The sequence below is a fragment of the Calidifontibacter terrae genome, assembly GCF_054778835.1.
Genome location: NZ_BAAGZF010000007.1, coordinates 249,487 through 266,146, shown reverse-complemented (window position 1 = coordinate 266,146; position 16,660 = coordinate 249,487). Strand labels below are relative to the sequence as shown.

Sequence of the window (16,660 nt, the reverse complement as noted above, 5' to 3'; positions counted from 1 at the left end):
GTGTCCACCTCTCGTCAGGCCCTCGTGGCTTTGCGCACCCTGCTGGTGCTGACGGTTCTGCTCGGGATTGGTTATCCGCCGCCATCAGCGCCGCTGCTCTCGCTGTTCCAGGTCGCGCTCACGGGTCGCTGACCAGCTCCGGCGGTCGAGTGGTCGGCTCCACGCTGTTGGGCCAAATCACCACCGGCGCCGGTTGGTTCCGGCCGCGCCCGTCGGCCTCGGACTACTCCGGGCTGACCAGCGGCGGCAGCAACTATGGCCAGTCCGACCCGCAGCAGAAGGCCGCGGTGGCCGCGCGCCGCACGGCACTACTGTCAGCGAACCCCGCTGCGGTCGGCGCCCCGCCGGCCGACGCGCTCACCGCATCCGGGTCCGGTCTCGACCCCGACATCTCGACCGCGTACGCCGTCTGGCAGGTTCCGCGGGTAGCCGCGGCTCGGCATCTCGCAGCGGCCCAACTGCTCGCTTTGATCAAGCAGCAGACCGAAGCGCCCCTGCTGAGGTTTCTCGGTGAGCCTCGAGTGAACGTGCTCGAGCTGAACCTGGCGTTGTCTGCCTTGCCCGGGGCAGCAGAATGAACCCATGAGTAACGGCTCGCTGCGTGTCTATCTCGGTGCCGCTCCCGGCGTCGGAAAGACCTGTGCGATGTTGGCCGAAGGGGTCCGTCGAGCAAGCCGCGGCGCCGATGTCGTGGTGGGTTATGTCGAGACCCACGGACGGGCCCGCACAGCGGCGATGATCGGCAACCTCGAGGTCGTGCCCCGCAGGGTGATCGACCACCACGGGGTTGTCGTCCAGGAGATGGACCTGGCTGCCGTCCTGGCCCGCAAGCCCGCCGTTGTGCTGGTCGACGAATTGGCCCACACCGATGCCCCCGGGTCGGCTCACGAAAAGCGCTGGCAAGACGTCCACGAACTGCTGGCCGCGGGGGTTGACGTGATCAGCACTGTGAACGTGCAACACCTGGAGTCCCTCAACGACGCGGTCTTCGCGATCACCGGAGTGCGGCAGCGCGAGACGGTACCCGATGCGGTGGTGCGGGCGGCCGAACAGATCGAACTAGTCGACATGTCGCCCGAGGCGCTGCGGCGCCGCATGGCCCACGGCAACGTATATGCCTCCGACCAGGTCGATGCGGCATTGGCGAACTATTTCCGGCCGGGCAACCTGACCGCGCTGCGCGAACTGGCGCTGCTCTGGCTCGCCGACCGAGTCGATGAGAGTCTCGACCGCTACCGCAGTGACCACGACATTCGCCGCAGTTGGCCGACCCGCACCCGCCTGGTCGTCGCGCTCTCCGGTGGTCCCGAGGGCGACACCCTGCTGCGCCGGGCGGCGCGGATCGCAGCCTCCGGCTCAGGCGGAGAGCTGCACGCCGTCCATGTTCTCCGCGAGGACGGGCTGGCCGGCCCGGACCTGCCGACCATGGCGCGTCTGCGCCGGTTGACCGAGGAACTCGACGGTACGTTCCACACGGTCACCGGCAGCGTCCGGCCCGCGGCGGTGCTGGATTTCGCCCGCGGCATCAATGCCTCCCAGATCGTGGTGGGGATGAGTCGGCGGGCGCGCTGGCGCGGCATCTTTCGGCGTGACACCGCTGAGGCTCTCATCGCGGCCTCCGGCGATATCGACGTTCACGTCGTCACCCATGAGCTGGCGCGCACCGCCGGGTGGAGGCGGCCGCCCTCCGGGTTGGCCCGGAATCGATTGCTCGCCGGTTGGTTGTCCGCGTTGTTGGCCCCGCTGCTGTTAACCGGTGCTCTACACGCGTTGCCTGATGCTGCCGCGCCAAACCTGCCCCTCATCGTGCAGGTCTATCTGCTGCTGACCGTCACGGTGGCGCTGATCGGCGGAATGCTGCCCGCGGTCACCGCCGGGGTGTGCTCTTCGCTGCTGATCAACTGGTTCTTCACTCCACCATTCGGCACCCTCACCATCGCCAGCACCCAGAACGCGCTCGCGCTCGCGCTGTTCATCGCGGTCGGCGCGACGGTGAGTTTGGTCGTCCACCGCAGCGCCCGGCGCGCCGCGACGGTGGTGCAGGTCGGCGCGGAGTCGGCGGCGCTCGCCGAGCTCAGCCACACCCTGCTGGCGTCCACCGACCAGCTGACCCTGCTGCTCTCACGCGCCGGCGACCTGTTCGGGGTAAAGGGCGCCGCCGTTGTGACCACGCCACGCGACGGTGCGCGCGAGGTGGTGGCCGCCTCCGAGGGCTATCCCGGGCATCCCTGGACCACGTTGGAATCGATCGACGACGATCACGATCTTGTCTTGCTCGGAGCGCCGGTTCCGGCGGAACGGCAACGCCTACTGAGTGCGTACGCCGCCCATGCCGGCGCGGTGTTGCACCGCCGCGGGCTGGAGGAAGTCGCCCGCAGCACCGCCGGGTTGGAGCGCGACAACCGGGCCCGCACTGCGTTGCTCTCCGCGGTGTCCCACGACCTGCGCACTCCGTTGGCCGGGGTGAAGGCCGCCGTCGGCAGCCTGCGCAGCAACGTGCAGTTCAGCCCGCAAGATGAGGCCGAATTGCTTGAGGTGATTGAGAACTCGGCCGATCGGCTCGAGGGTCTGATCGACAACCTGCTCGACATGTCCCGGCTGCAGGTTGGCGCGTTGGTGGCCCACCCCCGAGTCGTCGACCTCGCGGAAGTGATCCTCCCCGCGATCGCTGCGACCGGAGCGAGCACTCGGATGCGATGGGCTATCGGGGAGAACGCGCGCTACGCGGTGGCCGACGCGGGGCTACTGGATCGGGTGTTGGGAAACTTGATCGAGAACGCGTTGCGCTATCAGGCGACCGATAGCCCACTGACCGTGACGACCAGCCGGATCGCCGCTCAGGTGGAGATCCGGGTGGTCGACACGGGGCGGGGGGTCCCGCCCGCGCTGCACGCCACGATCTTCCGACCGTTCCAGCGACACGACGATGTCCCGACCGACAGCGGTGTCGGGCTGGGTCTCGCCGTGGCCCGCGGCCTCACCGAGGCGATGGGTGGAACCCTGGAGTTGGAGGAAACTCCAGGCGGTGGGCTCACCTCGGTCGTGGCGCTTCCGGTGGAGACCGATGCCCACGACCCGCGGGAGCCCCGATGACCGACCGCCTGCTAATCGTCGACGACGACCCAACCATCCTGCGCACGCTGCGCATCACGTTGCGCGCCCACGGCTTCGAAGTCGAAGCGGTGACCAATGCGGCCGACGCCCTCAGCAGCCTCGCCCAGGCGCCGCCCGACCTGGTGGTGCTCGACCTGGGCCTGCCAGACCTAGATGGCGTCGAGGTGTTGCGGCGCATCCGGCGTACGAGCACGGTGCCGGTCGTCGTGCTGTCGGCCCGGCGGGAATCCGAGGACAAAGTCGAAGCGCTCGACTCCGGAGCCGACGACTTCGTCACCAAGCCGTTCGGTTCCGAAGAGCTACTGGCCCGCGTACGAGCTGCGTTGCGCCGCAGCGGCCCTCGCCTCGAGGTGACCCCAGCGGTCAGGACAGACGACTTCGTTCTCGACTTCGCGACGTACACCGCCACGACAGCGGCCGGAGCGGTACACCTCACGCCCACAGAGTGGCGTTTTGTGGCGACGCTGGCCGCACACCGCGGGCAGGTGGTGCCCCAGACCGCACTGCTGCATGCGGTCTGGGGCCCTGGCTACGGCCAGGAATCGAATTACCTGCGCGTCTACATCAATCAATTGAGGCGCAAACTCGAGCCGGAACCTTCCCGGCCGCGCCACCTGATCACCGAACCGGGGATCGGCTATCTGCTGCGCTGAACCTCAGAGGTTCGCCTTCTCGACCGACGCCTGCGGGGTCCACCCGCCGTTGGCCAACCGGCTCTTGCGGTAGCCATAGGCGAAGTAGATCGCGAACCCGAGCGCCATCCAGATCACGAACCGGATCCAGGTCTCGACCGGCAGTGTGAGCATCAGGTAGAAACAGATGACCGCCGACACGATCGGCAGCACCGGACTGAACGGCACCTTGAACGGTCGGTTCATCTCCGGGTTGCGACGTCGCAACACCGGCACCGCGATCGACACCAGGAAGAACGCGGTGAGGGTGCCGATGTTGATCATGAATTCGAGCTCACCGACCGGGGTCAGCGCGGCAACCAAGGCCACGATCAGGCCGATACCGAGGGTGATCCGAACCGGGGTTCCGGACTTCGGGTTGGTCTTGCCCAGACTCGGCGGGAGCAGCCAGTCGCGAGACATGGCGAACACGACGCGGGACGCGCCGATCAACAAGGTCATCACCACGGTCGTCAAACCCGCGACTGCCCCGGCCGAGATCAGCGTCGCGAAACCAGGATGGCCGACCTGCTCGAAGGCGTTGGCCAGCGACGCCTCGCTGGAGATCTTGTTGTAGGGCACCATGCCGGTGATCACGAGCGCAACGCCGCAGTAAAGAACGGTGCAGATGATCAACGAGCCGATGATCCCCTTGGGCAGGTCCTTCTTGGGGTTCTTCGCCTCCTCGGCCGTGGTCGCGACGACGTCGAACCCGATGTAGGCGAAGAAGACCAGCGATGCGGCGGCGAGGATGCCGCTGACCCCGAAGTGAGTCTGGGTGAATCCGAACATCCACTCGATCAGCGGGGTCTTGGCCACCGACGCCGCCTCAACGCCCTTGCTCGGCGGAACGAATGGGGTGTAGTTCGCGCCCTTCACGAAGAACAGGCCAGCGACGATGACGAACAACACGATGAACACCTTCAGCGCGACCAGAACCAGGTTGACCCGCAGCGACTCCTTGATCCCCACGCTCACCAAGACGGTCAAAACGGCCACCAGCAGGAACGCCGGCATGTCGAAGTGCGAGCCGTAGGAGATGGATTCGGGCAGCGTTATGTTCAGATGCCCGAGGAAGACCCCGAGATACGCCGACCAGCCCTGCGCAACGACCGATGCGCCGAGCATCAACTCCAGCAGCAGGTCCCAGCCGATGATCCACGCGACGATCTCGCCGAGAGAGGCGTAGCTGAAGGTGTAGGCCGACCCGGAGACCGGGATCGACGAGGCGAACTCGGCGTAACACAGGGCAGCGAGCGCGCAACAGGTCGCAGCGATGACGAATGACAACACCACCGACGGGCCGGCCAGCTCATGGGCCGCGCGACCGGCGACGGTGAAGATTCCCGCACCGATGACCACACCGACGCCGAACACTGTCAGGTCGAGCGCGGTCAGCCGTTTCTTGAGCTGATACTCCGGCTCGTCGCCTTCGGCGATCGACTGCTCGACCGATTTGGTACGCATCACGTTCACGGGCACATCACCTCTTCTCCACGCCACCCGGGCGGGCGCCCGTTGGTGAGTCCATTTGTACCGATATACCCATCGGTAGTGACCCCCGTCTCGCAATCCGCACGAATGGTTCGTGCTGCGTACGCTGGGGTCGGTCCAATCGAAGGAGAACTGATGACGTACGACGGCATGGGCGCCATCCGCTACGACGGCGGAGTCGCGTTCCGGGTGTGGGCTCCAAACGCCGAATCGGTCGGGGTGATCGGCGACTTCAACAGTTGGTCCGCGAGCCCGCTGACCAGCGAGGGCAACGGATATTGGTACGCCGAGGTTGCCGGTGCGAACCCGGGCCAGGAGTACAAATACGAGCTCACCCACGCCGGGCAGACCTTCCAGCGGATCGACCCCTATGCCCGCCAGGTGACCAACTCTGTCGGCAACGGCATCGTCTACGACCACGGCGCCTTCGACTGGGGCGACGACCAGCCGCAGCTGCCCGCGATGTCGGAGCTGGTCATCTACGAACTGCACATCGGGTCGTTCATGGCGCAGGGTTCGCGCGGCTCGTTCGCCTCGGCGGCGACCCGGCTTGACCACCTGAAGTCGTTGGGAGTCAACGCGATTGCGTTGATGCCAGTAATGGAGTTCGCCGGTGACGACTCCTGGGGCTACAACCCCGCCCACATCTTCGCGATCGAGTCGGCGCTCGGCGGCCCCGACGAACTGAAGAAATTCGTCCGCCAGGCCCACCAGGCCGGGCTTGCTGTTGTGGTCGACGTCGTCTACAACCACCTCGGCCCCAGCGACCTGTCGACCTGGCAGTTCGACGGGTGGTCGGAGGCTGGGAAGGGCGGCATCTACTTCTACGAGGACGACCGCTCCTCCACCCCGTGGGGCGACACTCGCCCCGACTACGGCCGCGGCGAGGTCCGCGAGTTCCTGCGCGACAACGCGCTGTCCTGGCTGAGCGACTTCCACGCCGACGGCGTCCGCTTCGACATGACGCCCTACATCCGCAGCCGCAACGGATCCGGCAAGGACATCCCCGAGGGCTGGGACCTCATGCGGTGGATCAACACGACCGTCCGTGAACAGTTCCCCGACCGGATCCTGATCGCCGAAGACATGCAGGGCGACGGGTCGATCAGTTCGACCGAGCCCGATGGCGCGGCCTTCCACGCCCAGTGGGACGGGGCGTTCGTTCATCCCGTACGAGAGATGCTCGCCGCAGCCGACGACGCCGCCCGGTCGGTCGACGCGGTCGCAGGTGCCGTCACCACCACCTACAACGGCGACGCCTTCCAACGGGTCATCTACACCGAGTCCCACGACGAGGTGGCCAACGGCAAGGAGCGTGTTCCCTCCGAAGTCGCTCCCGATGACACGCTCGGCCTGCTCGCCCAGAAACGGGTCACCCTCGGCGCAGCGATCCTGCTCACCTCGCCCGGCATCCCGATGCTGTTCATGGGTCAGGAGTTCCTGCAGGACGGCTGGTTCCAAGACACCGACCCGCTCGATTGGTCTCGGGCGGAGAAGGTGCCCGGTGTCGGTCGCGCGTGGAGTGACCTGATTGCGTTGCGCCGCAACGCATCCGGACACACCAAGGGTCTCACCGGGCAACACACCGAAGTGATTGGCAGCGACGAAGACCGCAAGCTGCTGGCCTATCACCGGTGGGCCGATGGCGGCGCCGGCGACAGCACCGTCGTGGTTCTCAACCTGGCCGGCAGCCCCGGCTCGCTGCCGGTTCACTTCCCGGCCGCAGGCTCCTGGGACCTCCTGCTCAACACCGACGGTGTCAGTTACAACGAGCAGTTCGGCTCGGTGGAGACCGGATCGGTCACGGCCGGCAACGACGCGGTTGAGGTGGCCGTAGGGCCGTACGCCGCCCTGGTCTTCGGACTGAGCTGAGTGCGAACGGGTGGGCGAGCGCATTTCTCGGGCGGTTGCTCGTCAGATATGCGCTCACCCGCCGGCCTCAGAACGTCAGCGGCGCACCCGTCTTGGTCTGTAGCTCTTCCTGAGATACACCGTCAACGAGCTCACGCACCACGAGCCCGTCGGTGGTCACGTCAATCACTGCCAGATCGGTGATGATCCGCTGCACCACCGCCTTGCCGGTCAGCGGCAACGAGCACTCCTGCACGATCTTGTGGGCGCCGTCCTTGGCAACGTGTTCCATCAGCACGATCACCTTCCGAGCGCCGTGGACCAGGTCCATCGCGCCGCCCATCCCCTTGACCATCTTTCCGGGGATCATCCAGTTGGCGATGTCGCCCGCGACGCTGACCTGCATCGCACCGAGGATCGCGGCGTCGACCTTGCCGCCACGGATCATCCCGAAGCTGGTGGCGGAGTCGAAGATGCTGGCCCCCTTGCGCAGAGTGACGGTCTCTTTGCCGGCGTTGATCAGATCAGGGTCGGCCTCGCCCTCGTACGGGTACGCGCCCGTTCCGAGGATGCCGTTCTCGGACTGCAACACCAGTTCGATGTCGTCGCCGACGTAGTTGGGAACCAGCGTCGGCAGACCGATGCCGAGGTTGACGTAGTCGCCGTCGTGCAACTCTTGGGCCGCGCGGGCGGCCATCTCTTCCCGGGTGAGCGGCATGTCAGGCCTCCTGCTGGTGACGCGGGCGCGTCGTGGTTCGTTCGATGAGTTTGTCGGCCGCCTGTTCTGGGGTCAGCGCGACGACGCGGTGCACATAAATCCCGGGGAGATGCACGGCGTCGGGATCGAGCTCACCGGGCTCGACGAGGTGCTCTACCTCGGCGATGGTGACTCGGCCGGCCATCGCGCAGACCGGGTTGAAGTTGCGGGCCGAGGCACGAAACACCAGGTTGCCGTGGCGGTCGCCCTGATAGGCGCGCACCAACGCAAAGTCGGTGGCGATCGCTTCTTCCAAGACGTAGTCGTGTTCGACGCCGAGGCTGTCGAACGACCGGGTCTCCTTGGCGGGCGAGGCCAGCTCGATGCCGCCGTCCGTGTCGTACTTCCACGGCATCCCGCCCTCGGCCACCTGGGTGCCGACGCCAGTCTGCGTGAAGAACGCCGGGATACCGGCGCCGCCGGCGCGCAGCTTCTCGGCGAGGGTGCCCTGCGGCGTCAGCCGGACCTCCAGCTCTCCGCTGAGATACTGCCGGGCGAACTCCTTGTTCTCACCGACGTACGACGCCTGCACCTTGCTGATCCGCTTGTCCCCCAGCAGAATTCCGAGGCCCGCGCCGTCGACGCCGCAGTTGTTCGAGACGACCGAGAGGTCGTCGGCGCCCTGGTCGTGCAGCGCCTTGATCAACACCGTCGGGATCCCGCAGAGTCCGAATCCGCCGACCGCAAGCGATGAGCCCGCGCCGATGTCGGCGACCGCCTCCGCCGCTGAAGCAACAACCTTGTCCATGCCTGCGCACGCCTGTCTTTCGTGTTTCCGGGGCTTGTTTCTACCGATGCTACGACCCGCCCGGTGATCCAGGTCACACCCACCCCGGGCTGCGTACGCTGGTCGCATGACCAAACGGATCGCGGTGGCCCTTGGCTCGGGCGGCGCCCGCGGCTACGCCCACATCGGCGCCCTCGAGGCGCTGGCCGAACGCGACCTGGAAATTGTCACGATCGCCGGGACCTCAATGGGCGCGCTCGTCGGCAGTTTCGCCGCTTCGGGGCGGCTGGAATACCTCAAGGAGTGGTCGCTGAGCCTCACCCAGCGCGACATTCTGCGATTGGTCGACCCGAGCCTGCGTGGCCCGGGCGTGGTGCGCGCCGAGCGGATCATCACCAAAATCGCCGACCTACTGGCCGATTCGCGCATCGAGGACTTCCCGATTCCGTTCACCGCCGTCGCCACCGACCTCGACGACCGACGTGAAGTGTGGTTCCAGCGCGGTCCGGCCGACGTCGCGATCCGCGCCTCGATCGCGATGCCTGGCGTCATCCAGCCGGTCATGGTCGACGGTCGAATGCTGGTCGACGGCGGCCTGATGAACCCGATTCCGATCGACCCGACAAGGGCGGTCCCCTCCGACCTGACGCTGGCCATCTCGCTGAACGGGGTGCGCCAGAGCCAGGGCCGCAGCGAGGCTGTGCCGATGTCGCCGCTGCGCACCTATTTGGAAAGTAAAGAGTCCCTGTCCCGGGGCGCGCGCCTGGTCCGCGATGAGATTCGGGACAGCGCCACGATGCAACGACTGTCGACCCGGTTGGCCGAGCGGCGGGCAGCGCATGACGTCGCAGTCGACCCGGACAGTCTCGAAGCGCTCCTCGGAGCACGCCTGCCCAAGGACCTGACGACCGTCGAGATCTTCAACCGCTCGTTCGACACGATGTCGTCGCTGGTCGCCCGCTATCGGATGGCCTCGAACCCGCCGGACATCCTGGTGACGCTGCCCTCCGATGCCTGCCGCACCCTGGAATTCCACCGCGCGGCCGAGATGATCCAGCTCGGGCGCGAGCTGACCGACAAGGCCCTCGACGCCGCTGGTCTCTGACCAGCCCGCCCCTCTCCCCCAACGGTGCACCTAGCGACAGACCCTGCAGGCACACCTGCAGGGTCTGTTCGGTGAATGCCGCGTTTGGGCGAAGGTCAGTCGGCGGAGGTCTGAACGATGGCCGGGCCACCGGGCACCTGCTGCTTCTTCACGCCACGGCCACGAGCCTTGAGCCGGCGGTCGATGTATTCCGCCAGCTTCGAGATCGAATAGTTGATCAGGATGAAGAGGATCGCGACCACGATGAGGGTCGGCACGATGTTGGCGTTGTTGGTGCCGCCGGTCTGACTTTGGTAAAGCAGTTCGCCGTAGAGGACGTTGTAGCCCAAGGCTGTGTCCTTCAGAACGACGACGAGCTGGCTGATGATCGCCGGCAGCATCGCGGTGATCGCCTGCGGGAGTTGGATCGTACGCAGTGTCTGCGACGACGTCAGGCCGATCGACAGCCCCGCTTCACGCTGACCGGATGGCAACTGACCGACACCGGCTCGTACGACCTCAGCCATGACCGAGGCGTTGTAAAGCACCAGCGCGGTCACTGTGGCAACCAGCGGAGCGTTGTCCGAGCTGACCAGATTATTAGTCGTCAACATGCCGTAGACGAACAGCATCATGATCAACACGGGCACGGCGCGGAACACTTCGACGAAGGTGGCGCACACCCATCGCAGCGCAGCGATCTCGGACATCCGGCCCATGGCGAAAAGAAACCCGACAATGCCGGCAATCACGATCGATATCGCGGCGGCTTTCAGGGTGCCGAGCAGCCCCGGGATGATGTAGTCGTTCCAGGTTTGGGCCTTGGTGAACGGGGCCCACATCCGGCTTTCGAGCTGTCCCTTGTCGGACAGTCGCATGACCACGACGTAGAGGACGGCCAGGAACAACAGGATCCCGACGCCGCTCAGGACCAGGTGGCGCCGACGGGCCTTGGGCCCTGGGGCGTCGAACAGAACACCGGCGCTCATCGCTTCACCGCCAACTTCTTGCCAAGCCAACCGACCAAGAGGCCGGTCGGGAGGGTGATGATCACGAACAGCAGTGCCACCGCCAAGAAGGCCATGTTCAGCAGACCGGGGTCATCCTCGGTGACTTTCGACAGCACCGACGCCATTTCAGCAACGCCGATGACGACGGCGACCGTGGTGTTCTTCGTCAGCGCGATCAGTGTGTTGCCGAGCGGAACAACAGCGCCGCGGAATGCCTGCGGCAAGATCACTTCACGCAGCGATTGGCTGAACGTCAGGCCGATCGAACGAGCCGCCTCTGCCTGCCCCAGGGGGATGGTGTTCACCCCGGAACGCAGCGACTCACACACGTAGCTGGCGTGATAAATCACCAGACCAAGCACCGCCAACCGGAAGTTGTTGGTGTTGAAGAACGTCGGGCTCTTGCTGTCGGCCAGGTTCACTCCGAGCTTTGCCCAGAGCACCAGGTTGGTGCTGAGGATGATCAGCGTGAGTGGCGTGTTGCGGAAGATGTTCACATACGACGTCCCGAGGAACCGCAGCATCGGCACCGGGCTCATCCGCAAGATGGCCACAAAGGTGCCCAGGATTGCCGCGCCGATGGCAGCAGCAACCGTGAGTTTGATCGTCATCCAGAATCCGGCCAGAAGGTCGAATTGGTTGAAAAGCGCTGACATGCACGGCCTTTCGAGGAGTCAGCTACGGCGTACGGTCACGGCTGGGTGAGCATCCCGCCCTCCCAGCCGTGGTCGTCACGCGCAGGCTTCGAACGTCTTCGGCGGGTTCTCCGAGGTGTTGTACTTGTAGTCAGAACCGAGGTTGTCCTTCAGTGCCTTCTCCCAGGATCCGTCGCTGATCATCTTCTTGATCGCGGCGTTGACCTTGGTGCAGGTCTCCTTGTCGCCCTTCTTCAGACCGACGCCGTAGCGCTCGGTGGAGAAGGTGCCGCCGACCAACTTGAACTTGCCCTTGTACGCGTCCTGGTTGGCATAACCGGCCAGGATCGTGTCGTCGGTGGTCATCGCGTCGATAGCGCCCGAGGCCAACGCGTCGGCGCACTGCGAATACTTGTCGTAGCTCTGCGGAACCAGCGCGGGCTGTTCCTTCTTCAAGTTGTCGACCGAGGTCGACCCGGTGACCGAGCAGACCTTCTTGCCGGCGAGATCGGCGACCTTGGAGATCGAGCTGTCCGACTTGACCAGCAACGACTGGCCGGCGACGAAGTACGGGCCGGCGAACCCGACGAGTGCCTTGCGCTTGTCGGTGATCGAGTAGGTCGCGAAGGTCATCTTCACGGTGCCGGCCTGCAGCATCTTCTCGCGCTGCTTGGAAGGCGACTCGATGAATTCGATCTGATTTTCCTTGAAGCCCATGTCCTTCGCGACATACTTCGCGACATCGACGTCAAAGCCCTTGTAGGTGCTTCCGACCTTCTGGCCAAGGCCCGGCTGGTCGAACTTGATCCCGATCTTGATCTTGGAGCCACTACCCGAGTCGCTGCTGCCGCCACAGGCGGACAGACCGAGGCTGGCCACGGCGGTCATCGCGACAAGTGCTGACGTTCTGCGCAGATTCATTGATTTCTCCCTTGAAGTGACGAACTGATGTGACGGACTGCTCGAATGCGGGTCAATGGGTGAGGATCTTGGACAGGAAGTCCTTGGCACGATCGGTGCGCGGATTCTCGAAGAACTCCTGCGGCGTCGCGTCCTCGAGAATCTCGCCGTCGGCCATGAATACGACCCGGTCAGCGGCGCGTCGGGCGAAGCCCATCTCGTGGGTCACGACGATCATCGTCATGCCCTCCTTGGCCAGTTGGGCCATGACGTCGAGGACCTCGTTGATCATCTCCGGGTCGAGCGCCGAGGTGGGTTCGTCGAACAACATCACCTTCGGCTGCATCGCCAGCGAGCGCGCAATGGCTACGCGCTGCTGCTGACCACCCGAGAGTTGCGCGGGGTACTTCGCGGCCTGCTGTTCGACACCGACTCGCTTCAGCAGCTCCATCGCCTTGGCCTGCGCGTCTTTGGCGTTCTGCTTGCGCACCTTCATCGGGCCGAGGGTGACGTTCTGCAGGATCGTCTTGTGGGCGAACAGGTTGAACGACTGGAAGACCATGCCGACGTCGGCACGCAGCTTGGCGAGCCCGGGGCCCTCTTCGGGTAACTGCTGCCCGTCGATGGTGATCGAGCCCGATTCGTAGGTCTCGAGTCGGTTGATGGTCCGGCACAGCGTCGACTTACCGGAACCCGAGGGACCGAGCACGACCACCACTTCGCCGCGGCCGACGGACAGGTTGATGTCCTTGAGAACGTGCAGCGGGCCGAAGTGCTTGTTCACCCCGGTGAGCTGCACCAACGGCTCGCCGATCGGGGTCCGTGGCGCCTGCGCGGGGTCGTTGTCCGGCGTGGCGCCCTCGTTGAGGTCCGTCATGGGGCACAACCATAGACGGCACCCAGGTGAAATTGTCCGGACATTCAGGTTGTCCGGGGGATTTTGTGCCCAAACGTGACCTACACGTTGTCGGCCGCCACCTGCTCCGCGATCTGCAACATGTTCAACACCGACCCGCGCCGCAAATTGTCGGCACACACGAACAACTCGATCGATCGGGGGAAGTCGCCCGGCTGTCGCACCCTGCCAACGAACACCGGATCGGTGCCGACGACATCGACCGGGGTCGGCCACTCGGCCCGCATCGGATCGTCCAACACAACGACCGCATTGCGGTCCTCGGTCAGGGCTCGTACAGCGTCGTCCCTGGTCAGTCGGCGATCGAATGTCAGGTGCAAAGACGCCGAGTGGCTGATCGCCACCGGCACCTGAACGCAGGTGGTCGCCATCCGCAACTCGGGAGCGTGCAGCAGCCGCCGAATCTCCTCCCGCGTACGCAATTCGGTGGAGGACCAGCGCCCGTCGCCGGAGCCACCGACCCACGGAATCACGTTGAACGCCACTGGTGCCGGGAACGGGCTGACGCCCTCCAGATCGGAGAGGAAGCGGCGCACGTCACCGGGCCGCTGGCCCACCCCGCGGTTGCCGGCGAGTTCGCTGGTCTCGTCATACAGCCGTCGGACACCGCCGACCCCGGCGTCGGAGACCGCTTGATAGGTGGAGGCGATCACGTCGGTGAGATGCCAGTGCTGGTGCAGGGTGTTCAGCACGTTCGACATCAGCAAGGTGGTGCCGCTCGGGCTGCCGATAATGCGCGGTTCGGGGATCGCAATGGGTCCCCGCGCAATCTCGGGAACGATCAACGGCACCCTTGGATCCGCCGACTGCGCCCCGGAGTTGTCGATCACCACGGCCCCGCGGCTGGCGATGATCGGGCCCCAGGTTCGGGCCACCTCCACCGGCGTGGCGAGGATGCAGACGTCGACGTCGTCGAACAGGTCAGCCCCGAGTTCGTGCACCGGCAGTTCCTGCCCGAGAACGGTGAGCGTACGGCCGCCGGAATGCCCCGACGCGACCAGCCGTACGTCGTGGTCCCAGATGTCTTGGCGGGTCGAGAGCTGGGAAAGCAGGACAGAACCGACGACGCCGGTCGCGCCGACGATCGCCAACACCGGGCGGCGGTTCATCGCGTCACCGACCGGCCGCGATGACCTCCGCGATCTGCACCGTGTTCAGCGCGGCACCTTTGCGCAGGTTGTCGCTGGAGATGAACAACACTAGACCCTTGCCGTCGGGCACGGACTGGTCCTGTCGAATCCGACCGACCAGCGACGGGTCGATCCCGGCGGCGGCCAACGGAGTCGGCACATCCGTCAGCTGGACGCCGGCGGCATCCTGCAGGATCGAGGTCGCCTGCTCGGGCGTGATCGGCTGGTCGAACTCGGCGTGAATCGACAGCGAGTGACCGGTGAAGACGGGAACACGCACGCAGGTGCCGGCGACCAGCAGGCCGGGCAACCCCAAGATCTTGCGGCTCTCGTTGCGTAGCTTCTGCTCCTCGTCGGTCTCGTTCGAACCGTCATCAACGACGCTACCCGCGAGGGCAATGACATTGAAGGCGATCGGCGCGACGTACTTCGCGGGCGGGCCGAGGGTGACCGCCGAGCCGTCGTGAGCGAGGTCTTCGAGGTGCTCAGAGCCGGTGCCCTGGCGGGCCTGCCCGGCGAGCTCCTCGACACCAGCGAGGCCCGAACCCGAGACCGCCTGGTAGGTCGCGACGGTCATCCGGCGCAGGCCGGCCGCGTCGGACAGCGGCTTGAGAACCGGCATGGCCGCCATCGTGGTGCAGTTCGGGTTGGCGATGATGCCCTTCGCCGGCGAGGCGACCTCGGCGGCGTTGACCTCACTGACAACCAGCGGAACCTCGGGGTCCATCCGCCAAGCGGAGGAGTTGTCGATCACGGTGACGCCCGCGGCGGCGTATTTGGGGGCGAGCGCCTTGGAGGTCGCACCACCGGCGGAGAAGATCGCGATGTCGAGCCCGCTCGGATCAGCGGTCTCGGCGTCCTCAACCGTGATGCTGCGGCCCTGCCACTCGATCTGCTTGCCGGCCGAACGCGCCGAGGCGAAGAGCCGCAGGTCGCCGACCGGGAAGTTGCGTTCAGCGAGCAGGGTCAACACGACCCCGCCAACCTGGCCGGTCGCGCCGACAACACCGATGTTGAGCGTCTTGGAGTCAGTCATGTCAGCGCCCCGTCCCGCCGTAGACCACGGCCTCGCCGGCGGCGGTGTCGAGACCGAACGCGGTGTGGACCGCTCGTACGGCGTCATCGAGTTGGTCGTCCTTGGTGACGACCGAGATGCGGATCTCGGAGGTGGAGATCATCTCGATGTTGATCCGGTTGTCGGCGAGCGCCTGGAACAAGGTGGCGCTGACGCCGGGGGCCGAGCGCATGCCCGAACCGATCAGCGAAAGCTTGCCGATCTGGTCGTCGAACTGCAACTGGTCGTAGCCGATGTCCGCTTTCGCGGCTTGGAGCGCCGCGACCGCTCGCGGTGCGTCGCTCTTGGGACAGGTGAACGAGATGTCGGTCAGCCCGGTGTCCAGAGCGGACACGTTCTGCACGATCATGTCGATGTTGATTTCAGCGCCGGCCACGATCTGGAACACCTTCGCCGCGACACCCGGAGCGTCCTTCACCCCGACAAGAGTGGTTTTCGCCTGGCTGCGGTCGTGTGCGACCCCGGCAATGATCGGATCTTCCACGCCTTCTTCTCCTTCTGTGGTGTTCACAACCCAGGTGCCCTCGTGATGACTGAACGAGGAACGCACGTGGACCGGGACGTTGAACCGTCGTGCATATTCGACACACCGGAGCATCAGGATCTTGGCGCCCGCGGCGGCCATCTCCTGCATCTCTTCGTTGCTGATCCGGTCGATCTTGTGGGCGCGCGGAACGATCCGCGGGTCGGCGGTGTAGACACCGTCGACATCGGTGTAGATCTCGCAGTAGTCGGCCTTCAGCGCTGCGGCGAGCGCCACGGCGGTCGCATCTGAAGCCCCCCGCCCGAGCGTGGTGATCTCATTCGAGTCCTCGCTGACGCCCTGAAAACCGGCGACGATCACTATGTGGCCGGATTCGATCGCCTGCTGGATACGACCGGCCCGAATGTCGATGATCTTGGCCGAGCCGTGGCTGTCGTCGGTGATGACGCCGGCCTGAGATCCGGTGTAGGAACGGGCCGAGTGGCCGAGGTTAGCGATCGCCATCGACAGCAGCGCCGCCGAGATCCGCTCACCGGAGGTGAGCAGCATGTCCATCTCACGGGCGGGTGGCGCGGGTGAGATGGCCGCGGCCAGGTCGTGCAGTTCGTCGGTGGTGTCACCCATGGCCGACACAACGACGCAGACACTGTTGCCCGCTTTACGGGTGTCGACGATGCGGCGCGCGACGCGCTTGATGCTGTCGGCATCCGCGACCGACGACCCGCCGTACTTCTGGACGACCAGACTCACTTCAACTTCTCCGTGACACTCGGCTGCGGTGGCCTCTGGGTGACCGCCGCCACACGCACCGA

Annotated in this window: 16 protein-coding genes; 6 read left to right on the top strand and 10 right to left on the bottom strand. The window is 65.7% G+C overall.

The window, feature by feature from the left end:
• The 4 genes from ACYU98_RS12790 to ACYU98_RS12775 are packed head-to-tail and all read left to right on the top strand — an operon-like array spanning window position 1 to window position 3,767.
• Window positions 1–132, top strand: a complete 132-nt coding sequence (locus ACYU98_RS12790; protein ID WP_460468599.1) for a hypothetical protein — start codon at window positions 1–3, stop codon at window positions 130–132.
• A complete protein-coding gene (kdpC, locus tag ACYU98_RS12785) occupies window positions 84–578 on the top strand; it encodes a K(+)-transporting ATPase subunit C (protein ID WP_460468890.1) in 495 nt (164 codons plus the stop codon). Before ACYU98_RS12790 ends, kdpC begins: the two co-directional genes overlap by 49 nt.
• 4 nt (window positions 579–582) lie before the next feature.
• A complete protein-coding gene (locus ACYU98_RS12780; protein ID WP_460468598.1) occupies window positions 583–3,093 on the top strand; it encodes an ATP-binding protein in 2,511 nt (836 codons plus the stop codon).
• Window positions 3,090–3,767 carry a response regulator gene (locus tag ACYU98_RS12775; RefSeq protein WP_460468597.1) on the top strand — a complete coding sequence of 226 codons (678 nt, stop codon included), beginning with the start codon at window positions 3,090–3,092 and terminating at the stop codon, window positions 3,765–3,767. Before ACYU98_RS12780 ends, ACYU98_RS12775 begins: the two co-directional genes overlap by 4 nt.
• Window positions 3,768–3,770: 3 nt before the next feature.
• Here the strand turns inward: ACYU98_RS12775 and ACYU98_RS12770 are convergent, their stop codons facing one another.
• Window positions 3,771–5,261, bottom strand: coding sequence for an amino acid permease (locus tag ACYU98_RS12770; protein ID WP_460468596.1), 1,491 nt, complete (start codon window positions 5,259–5,261; stop codon window positions 3,771–3,773).
• A gap of 153 nt (window positions 5,262–5,414) precedes the next feature.
• Between ACYU98_RS12770 and ACYU98_RS12765 the strand changes: the two genes are divergently transcribed.
• The gene (locus tag ACYU98_RS12765; protein ID WP_460468595.1) at window positions 5,415–7,151 is read left to right on the top strand and encodes an alpha-amylase family glycosyl hydrolase; all 1,737 of its coding nucleotides are present in this window, start codon (window positions 5,415–5,417) and stop codon (window positions 7,149–7,151) included.
• 67 nt (window positions 7,152–7,218) lie between these two features.
• Here the strand turns inward: ACYU98_RS12765 and ACYU98_RS12760 are convergent, their stop codons facing one another.
• Together ACYU98_RS12760 and ACYU98_RS12755 are read right to left on the bottom strand one after the other, a co-directional pair.
• Window positions 7,219–7,848, bottom strand: a complete 630-nt coding sequence (locus ACYU98_RS12760) for a CoA transferase subunit B (protein WP_460468594.1) — start codon at window positions 7,846–7,848, stop codon at window positions 7,219–7,221.
• Window position 7,849: 1 nt separating this feature from the next.
• Window positions 7,850–8,635, bottom strand: a complete 786-nt coding sequence (locus ACYU98_RS12755; RefSeq protein WP_460468593.1) for a CoA transferase subunit A — start codon at window positions 8,633–8,635, stop codon at window positions 7,850–7,852.
• Window positions 8,636–8,741: 106 nt separating this feature from the next.
• Here ACYU98_RS12755 and ACYU98_RS12750 point away from each other — a divergent pair, with 106 nt between their 5' ends.
• The gene (locus ACYU98_RS12750) at window positions 8,742–9,719 is read left to right on the top strand and encodes a patatin-like phospholipase family protein (protein ID WP_460468592.1); all 978 of its coding nucleotides are present in this window, start codon (window positions 8,742–8,744) and stop codon (window positions 9,717–9,719) included.
• A gap of 95 nt (window positions 9,720–9,814) precedes the next feature.
• Here the strand turns inward: ACYU98_RS12750 and ACYU98_RS12745 are convergent, their stop codons facing one another.
• From ACYU98_RS12745 to ACYU98_RS12715, 7 genes are all read right to left on the bottom strand, one after another.
• Window positions 9,815–10,687, bottom strand: a complete 873-nt coding sequence (locus ACYU98_RS12745; protein WP_460468591.1) for an amino acid ABC transporter permease — start codon at window positions 10,685–10,687, stop codon at window positions 9,815–9,817.
• Window positions 10,684–11,364, bottom strand: coding sequence for an amino acid ABC transporter permease (locus tag ACYU98_RS12740; RefSeq protein WP_460468590.1), 681 nt, complete (start codon window positions 11,362–11,364; stop codon window positions 10,684–10,686). The genes ACYU98_RS12745 and ACYU98_RS12740 overlap by 4 nt, the downstream gene beginning before the upstream one ends.
• Before the next feature lie 75 nt (window positions 11,365–11,439).
• On the bottom strand, window positions 11,440–12,264 hold the full coding sequence (locus ACYU98_RS12735) for a glutamate ABC transporter substrate-binding protein (RefSeq protein ID WP_460468589.1): 825 nt from the start codon (window positions 12,262–12,264) through the stop codon (window positions 11,440–11,442).
• Window positions 12,265–12,316: 52 nt separating this feature from the next.
• Window positions 12,317–13,045, bottom strand: a complete 729-nt coding sequence (locus tag ACYU98_RS12730; RefSeq protein ID WP_460468889.1) for an amino acid ABC transporter ATP-binding protein — start codon at window positions 13,043–13,045, stop codon at window positions 12,317–12,319.
• Between the two features lie 155 nt (window positions 13,046–13,200).
• A complete protein-coding gene (locus tag ACYU98_RS12725; protein WP_460468588.1) occupies window positions 13,201–14,268 on the bottom strand; it encodes an aspartate-semialdehyde dehydrogenase in 1,068 nt (355 codons plus the stop codon).
• 4 nt (window positions 14,269–14,272) lie between these two features.
• Window positions 14,273–15,325, bottom strand: coding sequence for an aspartate-semialdehyde dehydrogenase (locus tag ACYU98_RS12720; protein WP_460468587.1), 1,053 nt, complete (start codon window positions 15,323–15,325; stop codon window positions 14,273–14,275).
• Window position 15,326: 1 nt separating this feature from the next.
• On the bottom strand, window positions 15,327–16,598 hold the full coding sequence (locus ACYU98_RS12715; RefSeq protein WP_460468586.1) for an aspartate kinase: 1,272 nt from the start codon (window positions 16,596–16,598) through the stop codon (window positions 15,327–15,329).
• Window positions 16,599–16,660: the final 62 nt, after the last annotated feature.